This is a genomic window from Arthrobacter rhamnosi (assembly GCF_054510975.1).
The window spans coordinates 307,686-331,459 of the sequence record NZ_JBTNDN010000001.1; the positions used below are offsets into that span (position 1 = coordinate 307,686).

Consider the following 23,774-nt stretch of genomic DNA (forward strand, 5'->3'; position numbering starts at 1 on the left):
CGAGGGAGGCTAGGCGGCAGGCTCGAGCGACAAACGCTCCTGCACGGTGGCGGCGAGTTCCTCGGCAATGCGCTGGGCCGTCCCGGTATCGGCGGCCTCGACCATCACGCGGACGACCGGCTCGGTACCCGAGGGACGCAGCAGGACCCGTCCGGTCTCGCCCAGGATCTGCTCCGCCTCGCGGACGGCCTCCTGCACACCCTCGTCCGAGGTGGCGGCCGTGCGGTCCACGCCCTTGACGTTGATGAGTACCTGCGGGAGCTTCGTCATGACAGCCGCGAGCTCCTTGAGGCTCTTGCCCGTCGCAGCGATGCGTGAGGCGAGCTGGAGCCCTGTGAGGACGCCGTCGCCGGTCGTCGCATACTCGGCGAAGATCACGTGGCCGGACTGTTCGCCGCCGAGCGTGTAGTCGCCGTCGCGCATGCCCTCGAGGACGTAGCGGTCACCGACGCCGGTCTCCTTGATGGAGATGCCGGCCTCGCGCAGGGCGATCTTCAGCCCGAGGTTGCTCATCACGGTGGCCACGAGGGTGTCGTCCTTGAGCTTACCGGCGTCCTTCATGGCCAGCGCCATGACGGCCATGATCTGGTCGCCGTCCACGACGGTGCCCTCGTGGTCCACGGCGAGGCAGCGGTCGGCGTCGCCGTCGTGGGCGATGCCGAGGTCCGCTCCGTGCTCGAGCACGGCGGCCTGGAGCTTCTCGAGGTGCGTGGAGCCGTATCCGTCATTGATGTTGACGCCATCCGGGTCCGCGCCGATGACCACGATGTCCGCGCCGGCGTTCTTGAACACCTCCGGGGAGCAGCCGCTGGCGGCACCATGGGCGCAGTCGAGGACCACCTTCAGCCCGTCGAGGGGGTGCGGGATGGTCTGGAGCAGGTGGACCACGTAGCGGTCCTCCGCGTCGGCGAAGCGCTGGATCCGGCCTACGTCGCCGGCGACGGGGCGGCGGCGTGCGTTGGTCATCTCGGCCTCGATGGCGTCCTCGAGCGCGTCGCTGAGCTTCTTGCCGCCGCGGGCGAGGAACTTGATGCCGTTGTCCGGGGCCGGATTGTGGGAGGCGGAGATCATGACGCCGAAGTCGGCGTCGAGATCGGCGACGAGGAACGCCGCGGCGGGCGTCGGCAGGACGCCGGCGTCGTAGACGTCGACCCCGGAGCTCGCGAGGCCCGCTTCCACGGCAGCGGCGATGAACTCACCGCTGATCCTGGGGTCGCGGGCGATCACGGCGGTGGGCCGTCGATCACCGTCGACCGCGTTGTGGCCGAGCACGACGGCGGCCGCCTGGGCCAGCTGCAGGGAGAGTTCCGCCGTGATCAGGCCGTTGGCCAGGCCGCGCACACCATCGGTGCCGAATAACTTGCTCATCGTGGATCATCCTAAGTGAAGAACATGAGACCGCTCAGGTGGGTCCCCAACAGGTTAAAGCACGATGCCCGCCCGGAACCCCGGACGGGCATCAGCGCGTGTCCCTAACAGCAGAAAGAATGTGACCCAGCCCACGCCCTGGAGCGTGGAGCCAAGAGGCAATTTTCGCCGAGGGGACCCGAGCGGAATCGCGCCTGCGATTCCGCTCGGGGAAGGCGAAAATTACCTCTTGGAGTACTGAGGCGCCTTGCGTGCCTTCTTGAGACCGGCCTTCTTGCGCTCGATGACGCGGGCGTCACGGGTCAAGAAGCCTGCCTTCTTGAGGGCGGGGCGGTTGTTCTCGCGGTCGATCTCGTTCAGCGTGCGCGCAACACCGAGGCGGAGGGCACCGGCCTGGCCGGAGGGTCCACCACCGTGGATGCGGGCGATGACGTCGTACGCGCCGTCGAGCTCGAGGAGCTTGAACGGGTCGTTGACTTCCTGCTGGTGCAGCTTGTTCGGGAAGTAGTCAGCGAGCTCGCGCCCGTTGACGATCCACTTGCCGGTGCCGGGGACGAGGCGCACGCGGGCGACTGCTTCCTTGCGGCGTCCAACGGCTCCGCCGCCGACCGTCAGCGCGGGGCGCTCCTTCGCGGTGGTCTCGCTGGCCTCGGTGGACTCTGAGGTGTAGCTCGTAAGCTCCTCAGTAGGTTCATTCAGCTCTTCAGGGTTCTGAGCCACGGTTCTCCTTGAATTAATTTCTTAGTGTGTGGTGGCCAGGACTACTGGGCGACCTGGGTGATTTCGAACGTCTTGGGCTGCTGCGCGGCGTGGGGGTGCTCAGCACCGCGGTAGACCTTCAGCTTGCCGATCTGCTGGGCTGCCAGCGAGTTCTTGGGAAGCATGCCGCGGATAGCCTTCTCGACTGCGCGCTCCGGGTTCTTGTCCAGGAGTTCCACGTAGCTGGTGGACTTCAGGCCGCCCGGGTAACCCGAGTGGCGGTAGGCGCGCTTCTGCTCGAGCTTGGAGCCGGTGAGGGCTACCTTTTCAGCGTTGATGATGATGACGAAATCGCCCATGTCCATGTGGGGAGCGAAGGTCGGCTTGTGCTTTCCGCGGAGCAGGATTGCGGTCTGGCTGGCAAGACGGCCGAGGACGACGTCGGTTGCATCGATTACGTGCCACTGGCGGCTGATGTCGCCTGGCTTCGGGGTGTACGTACGCACGGTTATGGCCTTCGTTTCTATTTCGGTGTCGCCCGCATCCACGGAAACCTCCGTGCCCGCGGGCTCAGCTTATTCATGCGTTACCGGAACTTCAGGTGAGGGCTGAAATACGACCAGTTATCCCGTAAATCTCGGCTCCGCCCCCGGGCCAGGTGGTTCTGCAACTGAACCGCTCCGAGAGGCGCAGACGTATCGAGCTGGGATACGCACAACGACTACCAAGATTAGCCTGCCGCCATGCTCCAGGTCAAAATGGCCGGTGGCGCCGGCTGGGCGGGCGATCCGGCACACCTGTCCGGCTTCCGACTCGGATCCATACCTGCATGCAGCAGGGCGAACTACGTGTAAGCGGTCTCCAACTACTCAGATCCCGGTGGAGACCGCCCGGTAAAACGCAGGTTCTGCGCAGGAGAAGGTCCGAAGGATGAAGCTTCCCTCAGGTTCGCCTCGATTCAGGCGTCCACCACCAAATTGGCGATTAGGTTTTTGCTCAGAGCTGGCACTGGGTCAGCCACTACCCGTCTCAGGAGTCCCATTATGTTCCTCGTCTCGAACACCCGTATGCCCATCCTCCCCCGCCTGGTCCGCAAGGAAGACGGCGCCACCGCTGTCGAGTACGGCATCATGGTCGCCCTCATCGCGGTCGTCATCATCGCGGCTGTCACCCTGCTTGGTAGCGGACTCCAGGACAAGTTCACAAAGGCTCAGTGCGCCATCAATAGCAAGACCTACACCGCTGCAACTGCCACGACGCCCGCCACCTGCGCATAACGCCCTCGCAGAACTGGGTGGGACTATGAGCTCACCCAGTTCTGCGGCCGTCTGATTGAGGAAGATGCACGCCGGTGAGTGTAAATAAAGAACGCGGTGCGGCCGCAGTCGAGATGGCCCTGGTGCTACCTGTGCTGATCCTCCTCCTCCTCGGCATCATGGAATTCGGACGTGCTTTCAACGCACAGGTCACGCTCACGAACGCGGCTCGGGAGGGCGTCCGGGTCATGTCGATTTCAAAGGACCCGGGCCTGGCCCGGTCCGCGACCGCAACGGCCGGTCAGATGCTGAACCCGCTTCTGACCGACTCGAACATCGCGATATCCGTTCCGGGAGCAACAACGAGCAATCCGTGCCCTGCGGGAAGCACATCAACCGTAACGATTACCTACACCCTGAGCACGCTCACGGGTATAGCGGGCCCCTTCGCTATGACCGGTAAGGGAGTCATGCTGTGTGGAGGTTGATGCAGGGCAGCGCATCAAGCCGATCCGAGCGGGGCGCGGTGAGCGTACTCGTCGCCCTCCTCATGGTGGTCCTGCTGGGCTTCGCAGCCCTCGCAGTCGACATCGGGCTCCTCTACTCGGAGAAAGCTCAGTTGCAGAATGGGGCAGATGCCGGCGCCCTGGCCATCGCGCAGAAATGCGCCTCGAACTCCAGCGATGCCGAGTGTGCCTCCACCTCCCCGCTGGCACGCAGCCTCGCCAACGACAACGCCCTCGATGCGCGCAGCAATGTCTCGGACGTCGTCGTTGACAAGAGTGAGCGGAAGGTGACCGTCACAGCGGGTGCGATGGAACAGGGTGGTACGCCGAACAGGGTCTCTGCCATTTTTGCCAATGTTCTAGGAATCAGTTCCAGCGAGGTCACCGCGACCTCTAAAGCGGTCTGGGGAAGCCCCACCACGGGCATTGCACCATTTCCTTTGACTTTCTCGATCTGTCAAGTACAGGGACAGGTCGGCGGATCACTCCAACTCCTTCAGGCCCACGGTGACAACGCGAACCCTGACTGCAATTACGGCCCTTCCGGCGCTGCCGTGCCGGGTGGATTCGGCTGGTTGTCACAATCGTCCGGCCAGTGTGGAGCATTCGTCGACATCGCTGTGCAACTGGGCGCTGGTGACACAGGTAATGACGGACCGAGCAACTGTGACGCCGTCCTGAATGGTTGGGCGGCCGACCTGTCGGCTGGCAGACCCGTGACGCTCCTCCTTCCGGTCTTCGATCAAGTGACCGGCACTGGTGCCGGAGCACAATATCACCTCCTCTACTTCACGGCGTACGACGTAAAGGGGTGGGCATTTTCTGGGAACAATCACCTTCCGATGACCTTCAACCCGTCGGTGACCGATGGATCTGTCACGAAGAGCTGCAACGGCAACTGCCGCGGCATCATCGGCAAGTTCATCAAGTACGTCTCGCTCGCCGACGGCTACGCCCTCGGACCCGTTACTAGCGGCGGCGCAACCGTCGTTCGACCCTCGCTCTGAAAGCTCCCTCATGAAATCTCGTGTCCTGGCCGGCGTCGCCGCCGTCGTCCTCGCGCTCGTCGGAGCCATGATGCTCTACGGCTACGCCCAGGGTGCCGAAGCTCGGGCTGTAGAGGGCCTTGACCCGGTGCCCGTCCTCGTCGTCGCAACCGAGGTTCCCGCAGGGACGCCCTCGGAAGAACTTATGCCCTTCCTCACGACGGAGACCCTGCCGGCTACCGCGGTGGGCGACTCCGCCCTGAAGGACCTGGAATCCTCGGACGGAATGGTCACCGCGGTTGCCCTGATGCCGGGCGAGCAGCTGCTGGCCGAACGTCTTGTCAGTCCAGATGAAGCATCGCTCACAGGAAGTGTCAAGGCACCGGAAGGCTTGCAGGAGATTTCCTTCACAATCGAACCCGATCGCGCCGTCGGCGGGAAGATACTGCCGGGTGACACAGTCGGCATCTTCATCTCCATGGCTCCTGGTTCCCTGCCCGAAGATCCGGAGGCGGACACCACCCAGCTTGTGCTTCACAAGGTCCTTGTCACCTCGGTCCAGCGGGCACCTGTCGCGGCAGCCGTCGATCCTCAGGCCACTCCTGAAGAGCAGGCGAAGGCAGAAGCTGAAGCGCTGCCGTCTGGTTCGCTCATGCTGACGGTCGCCGTGAGCGAGGAGCAGGCCACGAAGATCGTCTTCGCCAATGAGTTTGAGAGCGTGTGGCTCAGCAAGGAACCGAGCTCCGCTGTGGAAAGCCCTGAACCCATCACCATTCACGACAAGGTCCTGTACCGATGAGCAGATTCGTCCTGATTACACCGAGCTCCGATTTCGAGCAGAAGGTCCGCCTCGCCGTCTCTGGCGGATTGCAGGGGCACGTGAAGAGCCTGCCCGCGAGCGTGCTGTCTGGAGACACCGACGCGATCCTCGAGCAGCTTTCGCTGGAGCGACCCGAGGTGCTCATCTTTGGGCCCGGCATCGCCATCGAGGACGCGCTGCGGCTCGCAATCATCGTGGATGTGACCTTCCCCGAGATCAGCGTAGTGCTGGTCCATGAGGAGCACCCCGACGTCGCTCTGCAGGCGATGCGAGCGGGCGTCCGCGACATCCTCAGCCCTCTGGCCGATGTCGCGAGCATCCGCGCCCAGCTTGAGCGCGCCTGCCAGGCCTTCGCTACCCGCCAGCGCTCCGATGCGCAGTTGCCGGGTCAGCAGCAGAGCGGTCTCGTCATCGGGGTGTTCTCTCCGAAGGGCGGCGTGGGCAAGACCACCATTTCCACCAACCTCGCGGTCGGTCTCGGCAAGCTTGCTCCCATGAGCGTCGTCATCGTGGATCTGGACCTCCAGTTCGGTGACGTTGCCTCCGGTCTTTATCTGAACCCCGAGTACTCCGTCCTTGATGCCGTATCAGGTGCAGCCACCCAGGACACCATGGTGCTCAAGGCGTTCCTCACGGCGCACCCCTCGGGGATCTACGCCCTGTGTGGTCCCCGAAATCCTGCCGATGCGGACCGAATCTCCCCCGAGCAGATCACGCGCCTGATCCAGCAGCTCGCCCTCGAGTTCCGTTACGTCGTCGTCGACACCGGGCCGGGACTCACGGAACCAAGTCTGGCTGCACTTGAGCAGTGCACTGATGCTGTCTGGGTGACCGGCATGGACGTGCCGAGCGTCCGCGGCCTTCGCACGGGCCTCGATGTCCTCAATCAGCTCAACCTTCTGCCCGAGACCCGGCACGTGGTGGTCAACTTCGCGGATACGAAGACCGGCCTCTCGGTGCAGGACATCGAAGCAACCCTCGCGGCGCCCGTCGACGTCTCCATCCCACGCTCGCGAGGCCTCACCCTCTCCACGAACCGCGGAATTCCCCTTCTCCAGGACAAGGTCCGCGACCCGGCCACGAAGAGCCTCAACGACCTCGTCGAACGCTTCGATCACGAGTGGCGCGCCAGGTCTCAGCGGAAGCTACACCGCCGCGTGGTCGTCCGATGAAGCTCTCTGCTCGTATCCAGGCCGCCGGCCTGACGCCCGTCCCCTCCGCCGCTCCTGCCGAAGACCCGGCCGCTGCCATAGCAACCGTCGAGGAGCCCCGTCCCTCTACGCTTGCTCCCGCCATCGTTCGCGATGCTTCGGACAAACCAGGATCGGCGAAGGTCGACGTCTTCGCTGGCCTCAAGCAGCGTGCGGCCTTTGCCCTCTTCGAGCGGATGGGAGTCCGCGCCAGCGACACCTCGATCACCGAGGAGGACCTGAAGGTCATCGCGCGTGACGAACTGAGCCAGATTATCGACGCCGAACAGGTGCCGCTCAGCCCCGATGAACGACGCCGCCTCATCCAGGACGTCGCCGACGACGTCCTGGGGTTCGGTCCGCTCCAGCGACTCCTCGACGACCCCACCGTCACCGAGATCATGGTCAACCGGATGGACCAGATCTATGTGGAGCAGAAGGGCCGGTTGACTCTCAGTGAGTCCCGGTTCAGCTCGGAGGAACACCTGCGCAGGGTCATCGAGCGCATCGTCTCCAAGGTCGGCCGCCGCATCGACGAGTCCTCGCCGTTCGTGGACGCCCGGCTCGAGGACGGTTCCCGTGTCAACGCGGTCATCCCGCCACTTGCCGTCAACGGCTCCTCCCTGACGATTCGTAAGTTCAGCAAGGTACCCCTGACGGTACAGAACCTCATCGATTTCGGGACACTGACGCCCGAGATGGCGGAACTGCTCGACGCCTGCGTGAAGGCGAAGCTCAACATCATCGTCTCGGGTGGTACGGGTACCGGAAAGACGACCCTCCTCAATGTGCTCTCCTCCTTCCTCCCTGGAGACGAGCGGATCGTCACCATCGAGGACGCCGTCGAGCTCCAAATCCAACAGCAACACGTGGTGCGGTTGGAGAGCCGCCCGCCCAACACCGAGGGCAAGGGTGCGGTCTCCATCCGTGATCTGGTGCGTAACTCGCTCCGTATGCGGCCGGACCGGATCGTGATCGGCGAGGTGCGAGGGGGTGAGTCCCTCGACATGCTGCAGGCCATGAACACCGGACACGACGGCTCGCTCTCGACAGTGCATGCGAACTCCCCGCGCGATGCCGTCGCCCGCCTCGAGACGCTCGTCCTGATGGCCGGCATGGACCTGCCGCTCCGGGCTATCCGCGAGCAGTTAGCCTCCGCCGTCAACCTCGTAGTGCAGATCTCGCGCCTCCGGGATGGAAGCCGCCGCATCACGCACGTCACGGAGGTCCAGGGCATGGAAGGCGACGTCGTCACCCTGCAGGACGCCTTCGTCTTCGACTACTCCGCCGGAGTCGACCAGAAGGGCCGTTTCCTCGGCAAGCCGATCCCCACCGGCATCCGCCCACGCTTCATGGAGCGCTTCGAGGACATGGGCATCACGGTCTCTCCCGCAGTTTTCGGGTCCTCCCCAGTGCGCGGAAGGTAGAAGAGATGAGCATCCTCTTGGTCAGCGGGTTCGCCCTTCTGGTCGGCGCCATCGCCCTCGTGCTCGTGGCCCTCCGGCCACTACAGTCGCCGGTGCCACTTGATCGGCGTCGTCCTCCCCTCGACGAGTCGGACTCACAGCTGTCGAGATTCGCGGGGGCTGTCGGCCGTGCGGTGGACTCCTACCTCAAGCGCCGCCCGATGCGCTTCCTCAACCAGGCGGTGCTTGAAACTGCCGGCGTGAAGATCAGTCAGGCGGAGGTGTACCTGCTCGTCATTCTTGCTGCCATCACGGGCCTCCTACTCGGTTGGGTCCTGCTCGCCCCCGTGGTGGGCATCCTGCTGCTCCTGCTGGCTCCGCCCGCGGCGCACCTGGTGGTGGTTCTCCTGACCGGACGACGACGGCGCCGCTTCGACGCCCAGCTAGGCGACACACTGCAACTCCTGACCGGCGGGCTGCGGGCCGGCCACAGCATCCTGCGTGCAATTGATGCAGCAGCCATTGAAGCGGACAGTCCGACGTCGGAGGAGATGCGTCGCATCGTCGCCGAGACCAGCCTCGGCAAGGACCTGCTCGCTTCGCTGATCGATACCTCCCACCGTATGCAGAACGAGGACTTTGCGTGGATCGGCCAGGCCATCCAGATCAATCGAGAGGTGGGCGGTGATCTCGCCGATGTCCTCGACCAGGTCGGCCACACCATCCGCGAACGTAGCGAGATCAAGGGGCACATCCGGTCGCTCGCCGCGGAAGGCAAGTTCTCGGCCTACATCCTTGCCGCACTGCCCTTCGGCATCGCACTCATCCTGACTGTTGTCAGTCCGGGCTACGTGGACCCGCTCTTCACCAAACCGCTGGGGTGGGTAATGCTCGGGGCCGCCGCCTTGCTAATGACCATTGGCGGGCTCTGGCTGCGCAAAATCATCGACCTGAAGTTCTGAGGAAACCTCCATGGACCCGATCCTGTTCGCGTCACTTCTGATGACCGCCGCGCCCCTCGGCTATTTCACGTGGTCGTTACTCACGTCGGACGTGAAGGTGCGTCGCCTCGTCCAGCACAACCTCAACCAGGGCATTGGACTGGCCGCAGCAGCTGCGGAACGGCCGAACCCGCTGTTGCGGCTGGGACACCGGCTGACACCGCAGGCCTACGTCATGAAGCTCGACCACCTGCTCGCGCTCGCCGGGCGGCCTTTCTCAATGCCTTTGGCGAAGGTCCTGACAGCCAAACCCCTCCTCGCCCTCGCCGGCGGGCTTGCCGGTTTGCTCTTGGTGCAGTCCAAGCCGGAAAAGCTCTTCGTGCTGCTGGCAATCTTCATCACCGTGCTGGGGTACTTCGTGCCCGACCTGCTCCTCTACAGCAAGGGTCAGGAACGTCAGAAGGCGATGGCCCTCGAACTGGCCAACACCCTCGACCAGATGCTGATCTCAGTCGAGGCGGGCCTCGGCTTCGAAAGCGCCATGCAGCGCGCAGGCGAGACCGGTAAAGGGCCACTGGCAGAGGAACTCGTCCGGACGCTGCAGGACATGCAGGTGGGGCGCAGCAGGCGTGAGGCCTACCTCGCGATGGCCGATCGCAGCACCATCCCGGAACTGCGCAGCTTCGTCAAGGCCATTGTGCAAGCAGATGCTTACGGCATCGCCCTATCGGGGGTACTCCGCACCCAGGCGAAGGTGATGCGCGTCAAGCGACGCCAACGCGCTGAGGAAAAGGCCATGAAGCTACCCGTCGCAGTGCTCTTCCCGCTGCTGCTATTCATCTTTCCGGTGCTGTTCATTGTCATTCTCGGTCCCGCCGCTCTCAACGTCATCGATACCTTCGCGGGCCAATAATGTCCTCCATGAAGAAGGCGAGTTCCCGTCGTAAGAAGGGGAACGGGGAAGCAATTGCGCAGTTATATGTCAGCATCGGCCGGTTTCCGGCAAACAGTCAGATCCCGGAAGTAGCCTGACATGGTGCTACCGAATGTCGCCCCGATGGTCCTCCCGCTCGTGGACCTCGCTGTCCTCTCCCAGTTGGAGCGACAGCTAAATGACCCCGTGCCGGCCCGGGCTTTCGCGCGCGACTACATCACAGGATTCGAGACGCGCTACCTTCGCCTCACCAGATCCATCGGCACGGTGGACCTCCCCGCTGCCCTCGACGCCGTCCTCAGCCTGCGCAACTCATCCGCCATGGTCGGCGCCGCACGGCTCTCCGCGATGGCCGCGGATCTGGAGACGGCTGTGACGTCAGCAGACCTGGAGACAGCACGCACAGCACTCACAGCGATCGAGCGCTGCGGACTGGACACCATCAACGAACTCGAAACCCGGTACCTCACGCCCGCTTGAGACTGCACCGCTGAACCGCCGCATGGGACCGCCGAGTCACACTCGGGCGGGCGTCAGCCGGTAGCCCACCCCGCGCACGGTCTGCAGCCAGCGGGGGTTCTTCGGGTCCTCGTCCAGCTTCCGGCGGAGGTTGCCGATGTGCACCTCGATGGCGCGCTCGTCCGAGTCACTGATGTAGGCGTCCTCACCGTAGTAGTCGCCACGCACCACACGCACCAGATCGGCCTTGGTCCTCACCGCTCCGTTGCTCTTCAGCATCTCGTGCAGCAGATCGAACTCACTGCGCGTCAGCGGCAGGTCAGCGCCGTCGAGCACGACGGTGCGGGCCGCAGCGTTGAGAACCAGCCCGTTGTGCTCCAGGACCGACGACGTCTCCGACACGGGAGCGGAAGGTGCGGCGACAGCCACCGCAGGCGCTGCAGCACCGGCGTGAGCAGCCCCTACAGGCTCGGGAACGGCGCGCGGACGCCGCAGCATAGCGGCGATGCGGGCTCGAAGCTCCCGTGGACGGAACGGTTTGGTGAGGTAGTCGTCCGCGCCGAGCTGCAGGGCCGTGAGAGTGTCCAGCTCGTCACCGCGCGACGTCAGCATGACGACATAGCAGTTGCTGGAGCTGCGGATGCGCCGGAGCACCTCGTATCCGTCGATGTCCGGCAGCCCGACATCGACCGTCACCACGGTCGCGTCGTGCTCGCGGACCAGGTCGACGCCGGCCCTTCCGCTGGGTGCCACGTGGACGTCGAATCCCGACTGCCGCAGGACGGCCGCCACGAGATTTCGCACATCGGCGTCGTCCTCGATGACTACCGCTACGCCCGGATCGCTCATTCGGTTCCTACCCCCATGTGACCTGCGCTGCTGCGCGCTCGACTCGTCATGAATCCCATTGTGCATGCCCGCGCACCGGAATTACGCCGCCTTCCGGTGCAAAACGCGTGATAGGGGACATAATGTGAGGCAGTACGTAGGTCTCAGCGTCGGAAAGTTCTTTATCATGTGGTCTCTCATCTTTCCTTGGATAGTGCGTGCCTAGGGATGCAAGTGCGGTTCGACTGCGCGTAATGGCATCGAGGTTCACCATCAACCGCTCCGTCGTGCTGTGCCAGATCCCCCTCACCGTAATCGTCGTCGTCATCGGCGTCACGGCGCCGGTCCTCCGGCCCGGCCTCATGTCGAATCCGACCTTCGACCTGGGTTTTTCGATGATTCTGGTCCTGCTGGCCCTGTGCATCGTGGTCCCGTGGCGCGAGCTTCCGCGCGGCAGCCTGCTGGTGGTGCCCATCCTCGACTTCGTCGCCATCGCACTTGTTCGGGCCGGTGCCGCGGAGACCCAGCCGGCACTCGGCGTCCTCGCCGTCTTTCCTGTGCTCTGGCTCATGCGCTCCTCGCTCCCCACCTGGGCGGCTCTCGTCCTCACCTGGACCGGATCCCTCCTGGTGACAGCTTGGCCGCTGCTAGGCTCCTTCGACCCCGCCCGCATACGCTCGTACCTGGGAATCCTGCTGTTACCGATCGTGATGCTCTGCATCGCCGTCACCATCCGCGTCATGAGCCTCAGCGCTCGGGCGCGCGAGCTGGAGATCGAGCGCAAGGACCGTGAGCTCAACGACCTGCTGCGCGCGGCCATGGACCGTGAACGCGTCCTGACCGCAATCCTCGACACCGTCGACGTCGGACTCACCGCCGTAGATGCACACGGCAACACCACGCTCACAAACCGCCAACAGGAACTGTTCAACCGGCTCGCAACAGGGCACGACGACACACACCGCTCCCTCTACTTCGGCCCGGACCGCACCACGCCGCTCCCCCTGGAGAAAAGGCCCATCTACCGCGCCCTCACTGGTCAGACCTATGCCGACGAACTCATCTGGGTAGGCGAGGGCGATGCGCAGCGCGCGCTCTCGACAGCCGCCCGACCTATCAAGAACGCCGACGGCCGTATCGCCGGTGCACTGATCGTGTGCAGTGACGTGACCGAACTCGTCGAGGCCGTCACCGCGAAGGACGCCTTCATCTCGAACATCTCCCACGAGTTCCATGCTCCCCTCACGTCTGTCCTCGGCTACCTCGAACTGGTCATGGAGGACGAGCACCCGCTACCCGCCCACCTCAAGGGCTACGTGGATGTGGCGGGCCGCAACGCCGAACGTGTCCTCCACCTCGTGGCCGACCTGCTGTCCACTGCAGGAGACAAGGTTCGGGTCCATCCCCGCCCTGTGGACCTTGCCGCCCTCATCGAGATGAGCGTGAGGTCCAACCGACTTCGGGCCCAGAAGAACAAGGTGAAGCTCGAGAGCGATGCCCAGAACCCGCTCTGGACGCTGATCGACCCACTGCGGATCTCCCAGGTGCTCGACAATCTCGTGTCCAACGCGATCAAGTACTCCCCCCGCGGCGGTGTGGTGAGCGTCTACGCGGAGGAGACGGAGACGTGCATCAACCTGCACGTCGAGGACAGTGGCATGGGCATGACGGAGCAGGAGGCTCGGCAGGTGTTCTCGCGCTTCTACCGGACCCCGGCCGCACGGCATGCCGACATCGAGGGGGCGGGCCTCGGACTGGCGATTACCAAGTCCATCGTGGAGAGCCACGGCGGGGCGATCTCCTGTGTCAGCTCTCCCGGCGAGGGAAGCCGCTTCACGGTGACGCTGCCAGTCAACGGCGACGTCAGCCGCGTGCCACACGATTCCTTGGAAGAGTCCGTCTAGGTGGTCCTCGCCCTTTCCATAACCGTCCTCTCCGCCGCTCTTGGCTACGCGCTGTTCGCCCTCGCCGGCAGGGACCCGCGTACGGTCCTGCCTTCGTCCTGGCGGGTTCCCATGGCGCTGCTGGCAGGAATTCTCGCGGGGGGGGGAAGCGTCGTCATGGGCTTGTCGTGGAACTTGCCACTCCTCGTCGTCCTTGCGGCCTTCGGCGTCGTGCTCGGAGCGATCGACGCGCGTACCAAGCTGCTGCCGAACGCAGTCCTCCTACGGTTCCTGGCGATCACCGTTCCCCTGCTCATCCTCGCGGGAGTGGTGACAGCAAACTGGGGCGGCCTGCTGGCTGCGGCTGCGGGAGGTGCCTGCCTCTTCATCGTGTATTTCCTACTCGCCCTCATCTCGCCGGCCGGCATGGGGATGGGCGACGTGAAGCTTGCAGCCGTCCTCGGGCTGTTCGGCGGGTGGGCGGGTGCCGCTGCCTGGATGGGAACACTCCTCGGCGGGTTCCTACTAGGCGGGCTCGCCGGGATCGGCGTCATCCTGCTGCGCCGAGGATCGCGTAACTCGACCTTCCCGTTCGGTCCCGGCATGCTGCTCGCCGCCCTGGCGAGCTTCGTCCTGCTGGGTTAGAGCCTTGGGAAGGCCCGGCGGACTATCAGGTAGGGGACAATGAAGATTTTCAAGATGCCGACTCCGACTGAGGATCGGCCCACCAGGGGCTGGAGCAGGGCAGCGCTTGTGCTGGGCGGTGTGATCCTCAGCTGGGCGACCTTCGGTTACACCGTGGAGTCTTTCGGCTGGTTGAGCGGGATAGTGGAGCCACCAGCGGAGGTGCTTGTGCCGGCCCGTGGAGATGACTACCTGGTGGAATATTCGGCCGGTGCGGCGGGGCTGATGCTCCTGGTCAGCCTCTTCGCAGGTGTGCTCTTCGCCGGCGGGACGATCGTGGCGGCCTGCGAGGCAGTGGGCATCTTCCGGCGTGCCGGCAGGAAAGCGCGCCTGAGGCGGCAGTGGGCACAGCATCCCGGGTGGAACTCCCCCAGGGAAGGCCGCCCCGATATCTGGCAGGAGCCGAGGAAAGACCCTCCGGGTGTGCCGCCCAGCCCAGGAACCCGAGGATGACGACCCGAGGCCCTCGAGTCCGGGCTAGGCGTCCGGACCGTCGGAGTCGGCGGGCGCATCCGTCAGGTGTCCCGCGTTCCGGCGGGCCCGTGTGAGCTCCGCACGAACGGCGAGCTCCTCGTCGCCGGGGTACGCGATCTCCTCGAGCACGAGCGGATGCGGAGCGGCCAGAATGGACCGGGCGTCCTTGAGGCGGGCCGCCAGCCGCTCTGCCAGCCACACCGGCGGCAGCTCCCCCGATCCCACCCGCAGCGTCGATCCGATGAGCGCCCGCACCATGTTGTGGCAGAAGGCATCCGCCTGCACGGTGGCCGTGATGACGCCGTCCGCCCCACGGACGAACTCGTAGCGCTGCAGTTCCCGGATGGTCGTGGCCCCTACCCGGGGCTTACAGAAGGCGGCGAAATCCTGCATCCCGAGCAGGTGGGCCGCACCCTCGTTGAGCAGCGCCACATCCAGCGCCGCAGGGTGCCACAGCGTCGTGTGGCGGCGCAGCGGGTCCTGCCCGGCCACGGTATCGGCGATGCCGTAGCTGTAGCGGCGCCAGAGCGCGGAGAAGCGGGCGTCGAAACCGGCAGGTGCGCGGGTGGCGGAACGCACGACGACGGCGGGTACAGAGTTGCGGACGGAACGACCCCGTCCCGTCATACCGTCGGTGAGCTCGCTGTTGATGGTGCCGGTCAGTCGGCGCAGGAAGGCGTCGGCCGGGTCGACATCACGGCCCCGCGGCATGCCCTCCCACTCGGCGTGGGTCAGGTCGACGTGGGCCACCTGGCCGCGGGCATGGACACCGGCGTCGGTCCGTCCGCCCACGGTGAGGCGCGCCTGCCGGCGCAGGAGGGTGAAGAGGGCACCTTCGAGGATGCCCTGGACGGTGGTGAGCCCCGGCTGCAGGGCCCAGCCCGAGAAGGGCGCGCCGTCGTAGGAGATGTCCAGGCGGACCCGGACACGCAAAAGCCCGCCATACCCGGAAGGGATGGCGGGCTCGAGCGTGGTCATGGCGTGCGGCGGAGGGGAAGAATTACTTCTTCTCGTCCTCGACAGTGCCTTCGACGACGACGACCTCGTCCTCGGCGCCGGCTTCGGCGTCGATCGTGGTCTCCTCGGCTGCGACATCGTCGGCAGCAGGTGCCGAGTCGACCGACTCGACAGCCTCAGCGGTCTCCGGAACCTCTACGGTCTCGGCGGCCGGTGCTGCAGCAGCGGCGGGAGCCTTGGCCTGCTCGGCCTCGGCGACGACGGACTGCTTGGCGGACATGGGCTCCAGCACCAGTTCGATGACGGCCATGGGGGCGTTGTCGCCCTTGCGGTTGCCGATCTTCGTGATGCGGGTGTAGCCACCCTCGCGGTTGGCAACAGCGGGGGCGATGTCCGTGAACAGCTCGTGGACGATGCTCTTGCTGCTGATGACACCGAGGACGCGACGACGCGACGCCAGGTCGCCCTTCTTCGCGAACGTGATGAGACGCTCGGCGTAGGGGCGGAGGCGCTTGGCCTTCGTCACCGTGGTGGTGATGCGCTTGTGCTCGAACAGTGAGGCGGCCAGGTTGGCGAGCATCAGGCGTTCGTGCGCCGGACCGCCTCCGAGGCGTGGGCCCTTAGTGGGTGTGGGCATGGTGATTTCTCCTCATTAGGTGTCCGTCCCGCCGCTTTCCGGCGACGGGACGGACAGATAGCGTTTTAGAGCTCTTCGTCGCCGTAGGCGGCGTCGTCCTCTTCGATGGCAGCAGCGCGGGCAGCAAGGTCGAAGCCTGGAGGGGAATCCTTCAGGGAGAGACCGAGCTCGACGAGCTTCGCCTTGACCTCGTCGATGGACTTCGCACCGAAGTTGCGGATGTCCATGAGGTCGGCCTCGGAGCGTGCGACGAGTTCACCCACGGAGTGGATGCCCTCGCGCTTGAGGCAGTTGTACGAGCGGACCGTGAGTTCGAGGTCCTCGATCGGCAGCGCCATGTCGGCAGCAAGTGCTGCGTCGGTCGGCGAAGGACCGATCTCGATGCCCTCGGCGGCGGTGTTCAGCTCGCGGGCGAGTCCGAACAGCTCCACCAGGGTGGTGCCGGCAGAAGCGACGGCGTCGCGCGGGGCGATGGCGTCCTTCGTCTCGACGTCGACGATCAGCTTGTCGAAGTCGGTGCGCTGCTCCACACGGGTCGCTTCCACGCGGAAGGTGACCTTCAGGACCGGCGAGTAGATGGAGTCGACCGGGATGCGGCCGATCTCGGAGTCCCCGGACTTGTTCTGCGAGGCGGACACGTAACCGCGGCCACGCTCGATGGTCAGTTCGAGCTCGAACTTGCCCTTCGAGTTGAGGGTCGCGATGTGGAGGTCAGGGTTGTGGAACTCGACGCCTGCGGGAGGCGCGATGTCCGCAGCGGTGACGACGCCGGGACCCTGCTTGCGCAGGTAGGCGACGACGGGCTCGTCGTGCTCCGAGGAGACGGCAAGATTCTTGATGTTCAGGATGATCTCGGTGACATCCTCCTTCACCCCGGGAACCGTGGTGAATTCGTGCAGCACGCCGTCGATGCGGATGCTGGTCACAGCAGCACCGGGGATCGAGGACAGGAGGGTGCGGCGGAGGGAGTTGCCGAGGGTGTAGCCGAAGCCGGGCTCGAGGGGTTCGATAACGAACCGCGAGCGGTTGTCGGCGACTACTTCTTCAGTCAGGGTGGGGCGCTGTGCAATAAGCACGTACATTTCCTTTCAGGAAGCATCCGCTATATGACGCTTCTGTATGGGCGGGACTGCGGGTCGGCCGGCTCGAAAGCTACTGGAACGGCACCGAACCGCCCTGCCGGAACATTGCAGTTCCTTCAGGGCGGCACGGTGACCGAAGAGCAGATTAGACGCGGCGGCGCTTGGGCGGGCGGCAGCCGTTGTGTGCGCTGGGGGTGACGTCCGAGATGGACCCGACCTCGAGGCCGGTGGCCTGCAGCGAACGGATGGCGGTTTCGCGACCCGATCCCGGTCCCTTCACGAAGACGTCGACCTTCTTGACGCCGTGCTCCTGGGCACGCTTGGCAGCAGCTTCTGCAGCCATCTGCGCGGCGAACGGGGTGGACTTGCGTGAGCCCTTGAACCCAACCTCACCGGCGGAGGCCCAGGAGATGACTGCTCCACTGGGGTCCGTGATGGACACGATGGTGTTGTTGAAGGTGCTCTTGATGTGCGCCTGGCCGAGCGCGATGTTCTTCTTATCCTTGCGACGCGGCTTACGCACCGCTCCACGAGTCTTGGGGGGCATTACTTCTCCTACGAAGGTATTGGGTAAAGCATTGAGTCGGATCGAATCCTGCCGGAGGTCCTACGAACAGGGGCCTCCACTGGCGAGGGAGCCAGTGGGATGGGCCCCTGATGGCGGGGTTCCCTGGCCGGACGAGCGCTAGCGAGTCCGGTTAGGGGGCCATCAGGGACTAGCGTCCGACCTTCTTCTTGCCTGCGACCGTACGCTTCGGGCCCTTGCGGGTACGGGCGTTGGTCTTCGTACGCTGTCCACGTACGGGAAGGCCGCGGCGGTGCCGAATGCCTTCGTAGCTGCCGATCTCGACCTTGCGGCGGATGTCGGCTGCAACCTCACGGCGGAGGTCACCCTCGACCTTGAAGCTGCCTTCGATGTAGTCGCGGAGCTGGACCAGCTCGGCGTCGGTGAGGTCCTTGACGCGCGTGTTCGGGGAGATCCCCGTGTCGACGAGCGTCTTCTCTGCACGGGTCTTGCCCACGCCGTAGATATAGGTAAGTGCGATGACTACCCGCTTTTCACGGGGGATGTCTACGCCAGCGAGACGTGCCATAGTGGCGGTGCTCCTTTGGTGTTACCGGAGGTCTGAAGCAGAACGTCCACGGAACTTGTGTTCCGGTCCCCGGCCTCCGTGCCGGGGGTGTACGTCCCGTCGGGACGCTGTTCTGCCGTGAAATGTACTTCTACGCGTGGGAAGAACCTCTGGAAGAGGTTCTTAGCCCTGGCGCTGCTTGTGGCGCGGGTTCTCGCAGATGACGAGAACGTTGCCTTTGCGGCGGACCACCTGGCACTTCTCGCAGATCCGCTTCACGCTCGGGTTGACCTTCATGGTTTTCCTTCGAGTTGATTCTTATTTGTAGCGGTAGACAATACGGCCCCGGGTGAGGTCGTACGGGCTGAGTTCCACTACGACCCGGTCCTCAGGAAGGATTCGAATGTAGTGCTGGCGCATCTTTCCCGAGATGTGGGCGAGAACAATGTGTCCGTTGGCCAACTCAACGCGGAACATCGCGTTGGGCAGCGCCTCGTTCACAGTGCCTTCAATCTCAATGACACCGTCTTTCTTGGCCATATCCTCCGCTAACGTCTATGCCCGCCACTTGCATGGCGGACGGGTTTGGGGTTTTGATTGTCAGACCCGCCGGGAGCCGGAGCTCGGACGGGAAGGTCTTCGGGGCCCAATTGGGCACGAAAAGCAGAGACAACCAACAGACAACTCTACGCTACTGTTCCCGGATCGTTAAATCGGACGGCGGGTCTGCGCGGCTGCCGCACCAGGCGCTGCCGGGAACGACGAAGGTCCCGCACCGGGGTGCGGGACCTTCGTTCGTCATAGGGGGCCGTGCCGTCAGCCGGCCAGAGGAGCCGGGGTGACGCCGAGCGGCTCGAGTCGCGACGCTCCCCCGTCCGGGGCCGACAGGACCCAGATGCCGCCGTCGTGCACTGCGACGCTGTGCTCCCACTGCGAGGCGCGCTTGCCGTCGGTGGTGACGACGGTCCAGTCGTCGTCGAGCACTGCGGTTTCCAGTCCTCCCTGCACGAGCATCGGCTCGATGGCGAGGCAGAGTCCGGGTCGAACCTTCGGGCCGCGGTTCGCGCTGCGGAAGTTCAGGACGTCGGGCGCCTGGTGCATCTGCGTCCCGATGCCGTGGCCCACGTAGTCCTCGAGGATCCCGAGGGCGGGTCCGGGGACCGACGAGACGTAGTCGTCGATCGCGGCACCGATGTCGCCGACGAACCGCGCGGAGGCCAGCGCTGCGATACCGCGCCACATCGCCTCCTCGGTGACGTCGGAGAGCCGCACGTCCTCGGGACGCTGCGTCCCGACGATGACGGTCCGGGCCGAGTCGGAGTGCCATCCGCGGACGACGGCGCCGCCGTCGATCGAGATGATGTCGCCGTCCTGCAGCACGTAGCCGCCGGGGATCCCGTGGACCACCTCGTGGTTGACCGATGTGCAGATGCTGGCCGGGAAGCCGTGGTACCCGAGGAAGTTTGACGTGGCGCCCTCCTCGCGGAGGACCTCCTCGAAGACCTCGTTGAGCTGCGCCGTGGTGACACCGACAGTGGCAGCTGCGACGGTGCGGTCGAGTGCCGTGGAGAGCACCCGGCCGGCCTCGCGCATCACGAGCATCTGGCTGGTCGTCTTGTACTCGATCTTCGGCTGGCGGAACATGCGTGAAGTCCTAGCTCGCTACTTTGAGTGCTGCCATGACGCGCTCGGTGACCTCGTCGATCGGCCCGATGCCGTCGACCTTGGTGACGATGCCGCGCTCGTCGTACCGCGACACCACGGCTTCGGTCTGGTCGTGGTACAGGCCGAGGCGGTGGCGGATGACCTGTTCGTTGTCGTCCGAACGGCCGTCCAGCTTCGCCCGCCCGAGGAGCCGCTTCACGAGCTCCTCGTCGTCGGCGGTCAGCTGAAGCACGACGTCGAGCTCGAGCTCGTTCTCGCGGAGGATGTCGTCGAGTTCGGCGACCTGCGACGCGGTGCGCGGGTACCCGTCGAGGAGGAAGCCCTCCTGGACGTCGTCGGCCGCGAGGCGGTCGCGCACCATGCTGTTCGTGACGCTGTCGGGGACGAAGTCGCCGGCGTCCATGTACTTCTTCGCCTCGAGGCCCAGGGGCGTCTCCCGCTTCACGTTGTCGCGGAAGATGTCGCCGGTCGAGATGGCCACGACGTCGAGGCGCTCCGAGATCCGGGCGGCCTGGGTGCCCTTGCCGGATCCGGGGGGACCGATGATCAGCATTCTCGTCAACGCAACAACCCTTCGTAGTGACGCTGCTGGAGCTGAGCGTCGATCTGCTTTACCGTCTCGAGTCCCACGCCCACCATGATGAGGATCGAGGTGCCGCCGAACGGGAAGTTCTGGTTGGCACCGATGGCCACCAGTGCGATCAGCGGGATCAGGGCCACGAGTCCCAGGTAGATGGCACCCGGGAGCGTGATGCGTGAGAGCACGTACTGGAGGTACTCGGCCGTGGGACGCCCGGCGCGGATGCCGGGGATGAAGCCGCCGTACTTCTTCATGTTCTCGGACACCTCGTCCGGGTTGAACGTGATGGCCACGTAGAAGTAGGTGAAGAACACGATGAGCAGGAAGTACAGCGCCATGTACAGCGGGTGGTCGCCGCTGGTCAGGTACGTGGTGATCCAGTTGACCCAGCCTGCCGGGGCGGTGCCGTCCTGCGGGGTGTTGAACTGTGCGATCAGGCTCGGCAGGTACAGCATCGAGGACGCGAAGATCACGGGGATGACGCCGGCCATGTTGACCTTGATCGGGATGTAGGTGCTGCTGCCGCCCAGCGTGCGGCGGCCTACCATGCGCTTGGCGTACTGCACGGGGATGCGTCGCTGTGACTGCTCCACGAAGATCACGAGGGCGACGACGACGATGCCCATGAGCAGGACGAAGGTGAAGACCGTGGCGCCCTGGGTGCGGAGGATCTCGCCGAGCGAGGTGGGGAAACCGGCGGCGATGGCCGTGAAGATGAGCAGCGACATGCCGTTGCCCACGCCGCGCTCGGTGATGAGCTCGCCCATCCACATGATGAGTCCGGTTCCGGCGGTGAGCGTGATGATCAGCAGGATGATGGTGATCAGCGAGTCGTTCGGGATCAGGGGCACCGGGCAGTTGCCGAGCAGCGCGCCGGAGCGTGCGAGCGAGACCAGGGTGGTGGCGTTGAGCAGGCCGAGCGCGATGGTCAGGTAGCGCGTGTACTGGGTGAGCCTCGACTGGCCCTGGGCGCCTTCCTCGTGCAGTTCCTGGAAGCGGGGAATGACCACCCGGAGGAGCTGGGTGATGATGCTGGCCGTGATGTACGGCATGATCCCCAGCGCGAAGATGGAGACCTGGAGCAGGGCTCCGCCGCTGAAGAGGTTCACGAACTGGTAGAGGCCGCCCTCGGTGTTGCCCAGGGCAAGACACTGCTGGACGTTTCCGTAGTCGACACCAGGAGCGGGAATGAAGGCTCCGAGGCGGAAGATGGCGATGATTCCCAGCGTGAACAACAGCTTGCGCCGCAAGTCTGGCGTCCGGAATGCCCGGCCAATAGCGCTAAGCAAGCGTCCTCCTGAAGGTCTGTTGGTCCTGTGGCGGACCCTACACAACAACCGAGTCTAACGGTTGGTCACCCGTGGCAGAGCACCGGCGGGTGTGGTGGCCTGAGCCGAAAAAAGACTCCTGGTGGGCTGATACAGCCCTGCCCACCAAGAGTCTAGTTCCAAAGTGCCACCGATCACAGCCAACCCCTCCCCCAGCGCGCCGGGGAAGGGGTGGCTCATGACCTACAGCTCGGTGACGGTCCCGCCGGCTGCGACGATCTTCTCTGCAGCGGATGCGGAGAAGGCGTCGGCCGAGATGTTGACGGCCACGGTGATCTGGCCGGTTCCCAGCACCTTGACGGGCTGGTTCTTGCGGACGGCACCGTTCGCCACCAGGCTGTCCACGGTGACGTCGCCGCCGGCCGGGTACAGCTCGGAGAGCTTGTCCAGGTTCACGACCTGGAACTCGACGCGGAACGGGTTCTTGAAGCCACGCAGCTTGGGAAGGCGCATGTGCAGCGGCAGCTGGCCGCCGGCAAATCCTGCCTTCACCTGGTAGCGGGCTGCAGTTCCCTTGGTACCACGGCCTGCGGTCTTACCCTTCGAACCCTCACCACGGCCAACACGGGTCTTCGCCGTCTTGGCTCCGGGTGCGGGGCGGAGGTGGTGGACCTTGAGGGCGTGGACGCGCTCTGCCTTTGCCTCGGGTGCGGCCGAAGCCGCGGTGTTGTTCTCTGCCATTAGTTGGCCTCCTCAACCTTCAAGAGGTGCGGAACCGTGTTGATCATGCCAACGGTGACGGCATCGGCTTCACGGACCACGGTGTGGCCGATCCGCTTGAGGCCGAGCGACCGCAGCGTGTCGCGCTGGTTCTGCTTGCCGCCAATGGCGGACTTGATCTGGGTGATCTCGAGCTGGGCCGAGCTCACACGCACGTTCTTAGGCGTGATCGCGGTCATTACGCACCTGCCTTCTGAGCTGCGATTGCACGCAGCATCTGGTGGGATGCGACCTCGTCGAGGGGCAGGCCACGGCGTGCCGCGACTGCCTGGGGCTCTTCGAGGCGCTTCAGCGCGTCAACGGTCGCGTGAACGATGTTGATGGCGTTCGCGGAACCGAGCGACTTGGAGAGGACGTCGTGGATACCGACGCACTCCAGGACCGCACGCACCGGACCACCGGCGATGACGCCGGTACCCGGGGAGGCGGGACGGAGAAGAACGACGCCGGCTGCTGCCTCGCCCTGCACCAGGTGCGGGACGGTGCCACCGATGCGCGGAACGCGGAACATCGTCTTCTTGGCTTCCTCGACGGCCTTCTGGATGGCGGAGGGAACTTCCTTCGCCTTTCCGTAGCCGACGCCGACCATGCCGTTGCCGTCGCCTACCACCACGAGGGCGGTGAAGCTGAAGCGGCGGCCGCCCTTGACGACCTTGGCGACACGGTTGATGGTGACGACGCGCTCAATGAACTTGTCCTTGTCGTCATTGCGTCCGCCGTCGCGTCCGCCGTCACGGCCACCACGGCCGCGCTCGCCGCCGCGGGAGTTGCCGCCACGCTCGCCACCACGGGCGTTGCCGCGGCGGTTGGCGTCAGCCGACGCGGTGTCAGTTGCACCTGCAGCCGGAGCTTCGGCCGCGGACTGCTCTGTAGCCGTATTCAATGGGGCTTCCTTTGCCTTGTTTTCCTCGGTCACAGTGCCAGCCCACCTTCACGTGCGCCGTCTGCGATTGCTGCAACGCGACCGTGGTACTTGTTGCCGCCGCGGTCGAAGACGACAGCTTCGACACCGACAGCCTTGGCACGCTCTGCAACGAGTTCGCCAACGCGCTTGGCCTTGGCGGTCTTGTCACCGTCGAATGCACGGAGGTCCGCTTCGAGGGTGGAGGCTGATGCGACGGTCATGCCTTTGGTGTCGTCGACGACCTGCACGAATACGTGGCGGGCCGAACGGTTGACGACCAGGCGGGGACGGACAGCCGTGCCCGAGACGCGCTTGCGTACACGGAGGTGGCGGCGTCCACGCGAGGCGGACTTGCTCTTCGAGCTGCGCTTCTTGTTGATGCTCAGACCCATGG

General features: G+C 65.0%; 29 protein-coding genes. 11 read left to right on the plus strand and 18 right to left on the minus strand.

Annotation, left to right across the window (positions count from 1 at the left end):
* Positions 1-9: 9 nt before the first annotated feature.
* From glmM to rplM, 3 genes are all read right to left on the minus strand, one after another.
* The gene (glmM, locus tag ACX80J_RS01350) at positions 10-1,368 is read right to left on the minus strand and encodes a phosphoglucosamine mutase (protein ID WP_459346579.1); all 1,359 of its coding nucleotides are present in this window, start codon (positions 1,366-1,368) and stop codon (positions 10-12) included.
* A 222-nt stretch (positions 1,369-1,590) separates the two neighbouring features.
* The gene (rpsI, locus tag ACX80J_RS01355) at positions 1,591-2,088 is read right to left on the minus strand and encodes a 30S ribosomal protein S9 (protein WP_087076836.1); all 498 of its coding nucleotides are present in this window, start codon (positions 2,086-2,088) and stop codon (positions 1,591-1,593) included.
* 41 nt (positions 2,089-2,129) lie between these two features.
* Positions 2,130-2,573, minus strand: a complete 444-nt coding sequence (rplM, locus tag ACX80J_RS01360; protein ID WP_301226221.1) for a 50S ribosomal protein L13 — start codon at positions 2,571-2,573, stop codon at positions 2,130-2,132.
* A gap of 537 nt (positions 2,574-3,110) precedes the next feature.
* On the opposite strand from rplM, the gene ACX80J_RS01365 reads away from it, so the two are divergent.
* The 9 genes from ACX80J_RS01365 to ACX80J_RS01405 all read left to right on the plus strand — a co-directional run bounded on the left by ACX80J_RS01365 (position 3,111) and on the right by ACX80J_RS01405 (position 10,586).
* Complete coding sequence (locus ACX80J_RS01365) at positions 3,111-3,344, plus strand: Flp family type IVb pilin (RefSeq protein ID WP_459346580.1); 234 nt, start codon at positions 3,111-3,113, stop codon at positions 3,342-3,344.
* 74 nt (positions 3,345-3,418) lie between these two features.
* Positions 3,419-3,811 (plus strand): TadE/TadG family type IV pilus assembly protein, encoded by a 393-nt coding sequence (locus ACX80J_RS01370; protein ID WP_459346581.1) that lies wholly within the window; start codon positions 3,419-3,421, stop codon positions 3,809-3,811.
* Between the two features lie 38 nt (positions 3,812-3,849).
* A complete protein-coding gene (locus ACX80J_RS01375) occupies positions 3,850-4,836 on the plus strand; it encodes a Tad domain-containing protein (protein WP_459346582.1) in 987 nt (328 codons plus the stop codon).
* 10 nt (positions 4,837-4,846) lie between these two features.
* Positions 4,847-5,614 carry a Flp pilus assembly protein CpaB gene (cpaB, locus tag ACX80J_RS01380; RefSeq protein WP_459346583.1) on the plus strand — a complete coding sequence of 256 codons (768 nt, stop codon included), beginning with the start codon at positions 4,847-4,849 and terminating at the stop codon, positions 5,612-5,614.
* Positions 5,611-6,807 (plus strand): AAA family ATPase, encoded by a 1,197-nt coding sequence (locus ACX80J_RS01385; protein WP_459346584.1) that lies wholly within the window; start codon positions 5,611-5,613, stop codon positions 6,805-6,807. The genes cpaB and ACX80J_RS01385 overlap by 4 nt, the downstream gene beginning before the upstream one ends.
* A complete protein-coding gene (locus ACX80J_RS01390) occupies positions 6,804-8,252 on the plus strand; it encodes a CpaF family protein (protein ID WP_459346585.1) in 1,449 nt (482 codons plus the stop codon). Before ACX80J_RS01385 ends, ACX80J_RS01390 begins: the two co-directional genes overlap by 4 nt.
* A gap of 11 nt (positions 8,253-8,263) precedes the next feature.
* Positions 8,264-9,193 carry a type II secretion system F family protein gene (locus tag ACX80J_RS01395; RefSeq protein ID WP_459346937.1) on the plus strand — a complete coding sequence of 310 codons (930 nt, stop codon included), beginning with the start codon at positions 8,264-8,266 and terminating at the stop codon, positions 9,191-9,193.
* Between the two features lie 10 nt (positions 9,194-9,203).
* Positions 9,204-10,085, plus strand: coding sequence for a type II secretion system F family protein (locus ACX80J_RS01400; RefSeq protein WP_459346586.1), 882 nt, complete (start codon positions 9,204-9,206; stop codon positions 10,083-10,085).
* Positions 10,086-10,205: 120 nt separating this feature from the next.
* Positions 10,206-10,586: an Hpt domain-containing protein gene (locus ACX80J_RS01405; RefSeq protein WP_459346587.1), complete on the plus strand. Its 381-nt coding sequence runs from the start codon at positions 10,206-10,208 to the stop codon at positions 10,584-10,586.
* Positions 10,587-10,622: 36 nt separating this feature from the next.
* Here ACX80J_RS01405 and ACX80J_RS01410 read toward each other — a convergent pair whose 3' ends face one another.
* Positions 10,623-11,414 carry a response regulator transcription factor gene (locus tag ACX80J_RS01410; protein WP_459346588.1) on the minus strand — a complete coding sequence of 264 codons (792 nt, stop codon included), beginning with the start codon at positions 11,412-11,414 and terminating at the stop codon, positions 10,623-10,625.
* Positions 11,415-11,647: 233 nt separating this feature from the next.
* Between ACX80J_RS01410 and ACX80J_RS01415 the strand changes: the two genes are divergently transcribed.
* On the plus strand, positions 11,648-13,297 hold the full coding sequence (locus ACX80J_RS01415; protein WP_459346589.1) for a sensor histidine kinase: 1,650 nt from the start codon (positions 11,648-11,650) through the stop codon (positions 13,295-13,297).
* On the plus strand, positions 13,298-13,921 hold the full coding sequence (locus ACX80J_RS01420; protein ID WP_459346590.1) for a prepilin peptidase: 624 nt from the start codon (positions 13,298-13,300) through the stop codon (positions 13,919-13,921).
* Positions 13,922-14,437: 516 nt separating this feature from the next.
* On the opposite strand, the gene ACX80J_RS01425 is transcribed toward ACX80J_RS01420, so the two are convergent.
* The 14 genes from ACX80J_RS01425 to rplR all read right to left on the minus strand — a co-directional run bounded on the left by ACX80J_RS01425 (position 14,438) and on the right by rplR (position 23,772).
* Positions 14,438-15,412, minus strand: coding sequence for a tRNA pseudouridine synthase A (locus tag ACX80J_RS01425; protein WP_459346591.1), 975 nt, complete (start codon positions 15,410-15,412; stop codon positions 14,438-14,440).
* Positions 15,413-15,434: 22 nt separating this feature from the next.
* The gene (gene rplQ, locus ACX80J_RS01430) at positions 15,435-16,028 is read right to left on the minus strand and encodes a 50S ribosomal protein L17 (RefSeq protein WP_459346592.1); all 594 of its coding nucleotides are present in this window, start codon (positions 16,026-16,028) and stop codon (positions 15,435-15,437) included.
* A 65-nt stretch (positions 16,029-16,093) separates the two neighbouring features.
* Entirely contained in the window at positions 16,094-17,104 is a 1,011-nt protein-coding gene (locus ACX80J_RS01435; protein WP_055769255.1) for a DNA-directed RNA polymerase subunit alpha, read from the minus strand.
* 151 nt (positions 17,105-17,255) lie between these two features.
* Entirely contained in the window at positions 17,256-17,657 is a 402-nt protein-coding gene (rpsK, locus tag ACX80J_RS01440) for a 30S ribosomal protein S11 (protein ID WP_026531448.1), read from the minus strand.
* A 169-nt stretch (positions 17,658-17,826) separates the two neighbouring features.
* Complete coding sequence (gene rpsM, locus ACX80J_RS01445) at positions 17,827-18,204, minus strand: 30S ribosomal protein S13 (RefSeq protein ID WP_087076867.1); 378 nt, start codon at positions 18,202-18,204, stop codon at positions 17,827-17,829.
* 162 nt (positions 18,205-18,366) lie between these two features.
* On the minus strand, positions 18,367-18,480 hold the full coding sequence (rpmJ, locus tag ACX80J_RS01450) for a 50S ribosomal protein L36 (protein ID WP_043440658.1): 114 nt from the start codon (positions 18,478-18,480) through the stop codon (positions 18,367-18,369).
* Positions 18,481-18,501: 21 nt separating this feature from the next.
* On the minus strand, positions 18,502-18,723 hold the full coding sequence (gene infA / locus ACX80J_RS01455) for a translation initiation factor IF-1 (protein WP_019481515.1): 222 nt from the start codon (positions 18,721-18,723) through the stop codon (positions 18,502-18,504).
* A 276-nt stretch (positions 18,724-18,999) separates the two neighbouring features.
* Positions 19,000-19,827 (minus strand): type I methionyl aminopeptidase, encoded by an 828-nt coding sequence (map, locus tag ACX80J_RS01460; RefSeq protein WP_459346593.1) that lies wholly within the window; start codon positions 19,825-19,827, stop codon positions 19,000-19,002.
* A gap of 10 nt (positions 19,828-19,837) precedes the next feature.
* Complete coding sequence (locus tag ACX80J_RS01465; RefSeq protein ID WP_087076871.1) at positions 19,838-20,401, minus strand: adenylate kinase; 564 nt, start codon at positions 20,399-20,401, stop codon at positions 19,838-19,840.
* Between the two features lie 5 nt (positions 20,402-20,406).
* Positions 20,407-21,717 (minus strand): preprotein translocase subunit SecY, encoded by a 1,311-nt coding sequence (gene secY, locus ACX80J_RS01470; RefSeq protein WP_459343848.1) that lies wholly within the window; start codon positions 21,715-21,717, stop codon positions 20,407-20,409.
* Positions 21,718-21,939: 222 nt separating this feature from the next.
* Positions 21,940-22,437, minus strand: coding sequence for a 50S ribosomal protein L15 (rplO, locus tag ACX80J_RS01475; protein WP_459346594.1), 498 nt, complete (start codon positions 22,435-22,437; stop codon positions 21,940-21,942).
* Complete coding sequence (gene rpmD / locus ACX80J_RS01480) at positions 22,437-22,655, minus strand: 50S ribosomal protein L30 (RefSeq protein WP_301226179.1); 219 nt, start codon at positions 22,653-22,655, stop codon at positions 22,437-22,439. The genes rplO and rpmD overlap by 1 nt, the downstream gene beginning before the upstream one ends.
* Positions 22,655-23,392: a 30S ribosomal protein S5 gene (gene rpsE, locus ACX80J_RS01485; RefSeq protein WP_459346595.1), complete on the minus strand. Its 738-nt coding sequence runs from the start codon at positions 23,390-23,392 to the stop codon at positions 22,655-22,657. The genes rpmD and rpsE overlap by 1 nt, the downstream gene beginning before the upstream one ends.
* Positions 23,389-23,772, minus strand: coding sequence for a 50S ribosomal protein L18 (rplR, locus tag ACX80J_RS01490; RefSeq protein WP_459346596.1), 384 nt, complete (start codon positions 23,770-23,772; stop codon positions 23,389-23,391). The genes rpsE and rplR overlap by 4 nt, the downstream gene beginning before the upstream one ends.
* Between the last annotated feature and the right edge of the window lie 2 nt (positions 23,773-23,774).

What these genes read in the sequence shown, in the direction of transcription:
- glmM (WP_459346579.1), bottom strand. Translation starts at nt 1,368, where the DNA reads ATGAGCAAGTTATTCGGCACCGATGGTGTGCGCGGCCTGGCCAACGGC.
- ACX80J_RS01365 (WP_459346580.1), top strand. Translation starts at nt 3,111, where the DNA reads ATGTTCCTCGTCTCGAACACCCGTATGCCCATCCTCCCCCGCCTGGTC.
- cpaB (WP_459346583.1), top strand. Translation starts at nt 4,847, where the DNA reads ATGAAATCTCGTGTCCTGGCCGGCGTCGCCGCCGTCGTCCTCGCGCTC.
- ACX80J_RS01385 (WP_459346584.1), top strand. Translation starts at nt 5,611, where the DNA reads ATGAGCAGATTCGTCCTGATTACACCGAGCTCCGATTTCGAGCAGAAG.
- ACX80J_RS01390 (WP_459346585.1), top strand. Translation starts at nt 6,804, where the DNA reads ATGAAGCTCTCTGCTCGTATCCAGGCCGCCGGCCTGACGCCCGTCCCC.
- ACX80J_RS01400 (WP_459346586.1), top strand. Translation starts at nt 9,204, where the DNA reads ATGGACCCGATCCTGTTCGCGTCACTTCTGATGACCGCCGCGCCCCTC.
- ACX80J_RS01405 (WP_459346587.1), top strand. Translation starts at nt 10,206, where the DNA reads ATGGTGCTACCGAATGTCGCCCCGATGGTCCTCCCGCTCGTGGACCTC.
- ACX80J_RS01410 (WP_459346588.1), bottom strand. Translation starts at nt 11,414, where the DNA reads ATGAGCGATCCGGGCGTAGCGGTAGTCATCGAGGACGACGCCGATGTG.
- ACX80J_RS01415 (WP_459346589.1), top strand. Translation starts at nt 11,648, where the DNA reads ATGGCATCGAGGTTCACCATCAACCGCTCCGTCGTGCTGTGCCAGATC.
- ACX80J_RS01425 (WP_459346591.1), bottom strand. Translation starts at nt 15,412, where the DNA reads ATGACCACGCTCGAGCCCGCCATCCCTTCCGGGTATGGCGGGCTTTTG.
- rplQ (WP_459346592.1), bottom strand. Translation starts at nt 16,028, where the DNA reads ATGCCCACACCCACTAAGGGCCCACGCCTCGGAGGCGGTCCGGCGCAC.
- rpsK (WP_026531448.1), bottom strand. Translation starts at nt 17,657, where the DNA reads ATGCCCCCCAAGACTCGTGGAGCGGTGCGTAAGCCGCGTCGCAAGGAT.
- rpsM (WP_087076867.1), bottom strand. Translation starts at nt 18,204, where the DNA reads ATGGCACGTCTCGCTGGCGTAGACATCCCCCGTGAAAAGCGGGTAGTC.
- rpmJ (WP_043440658.1), bottom strand. Translation starts at nt 18,480, where the DNA reads ATGAAGGTCAACCCGAGCGTGAAGCGGATCTGCGAGAAGTGCCAGGTG.
- infA (WP_019481515.1), bottom strand. Translation starts at nt 18,723, where the DNA reads ATGGCCAAGAAAGACGGTGTCATTGAGATTGAAGGCACTGTGAACGAG.
- map (WP_459346593.1), bottom strand. Translation starts at nt 19,827, where the DNA reads ATGTTCCGCCAGCCGAAGATCGAGTACAAGACGACCAGCCAGATGCTC.
- ACX80J_RS01465 (WP_087076871.1), bottom strand. Translation starts at nt 20,401, where the DNA reads ATGCTGATCATCGGTCCCCCCGGATCCGGCAAGGGCACCCAGGCCGCC.
- rplO (WP_459346594.1), bottom strand. Translation starts at nt 22,437, where the DNA reads ATGGCAGAGAACAACACCGCGGCTTCGGCCGCACCCGAGGCAAAGGCA.
- rpmD (WP_301226179.1), bottom strand. Translation starts at nt 22,655, where the DNA reads ATGACCGCGATCACGCCTAAGAACGTGCGTGTGAGCTCGGCCCAGCTC.
- rplR (WP_459346596.1), bottom strand. Translation starts at nt 23,772, where the DNA reads ATGGGTCTGAGCATCAACAAGAAGCGCAGCTCGAAGAGCAAGTCCGCC.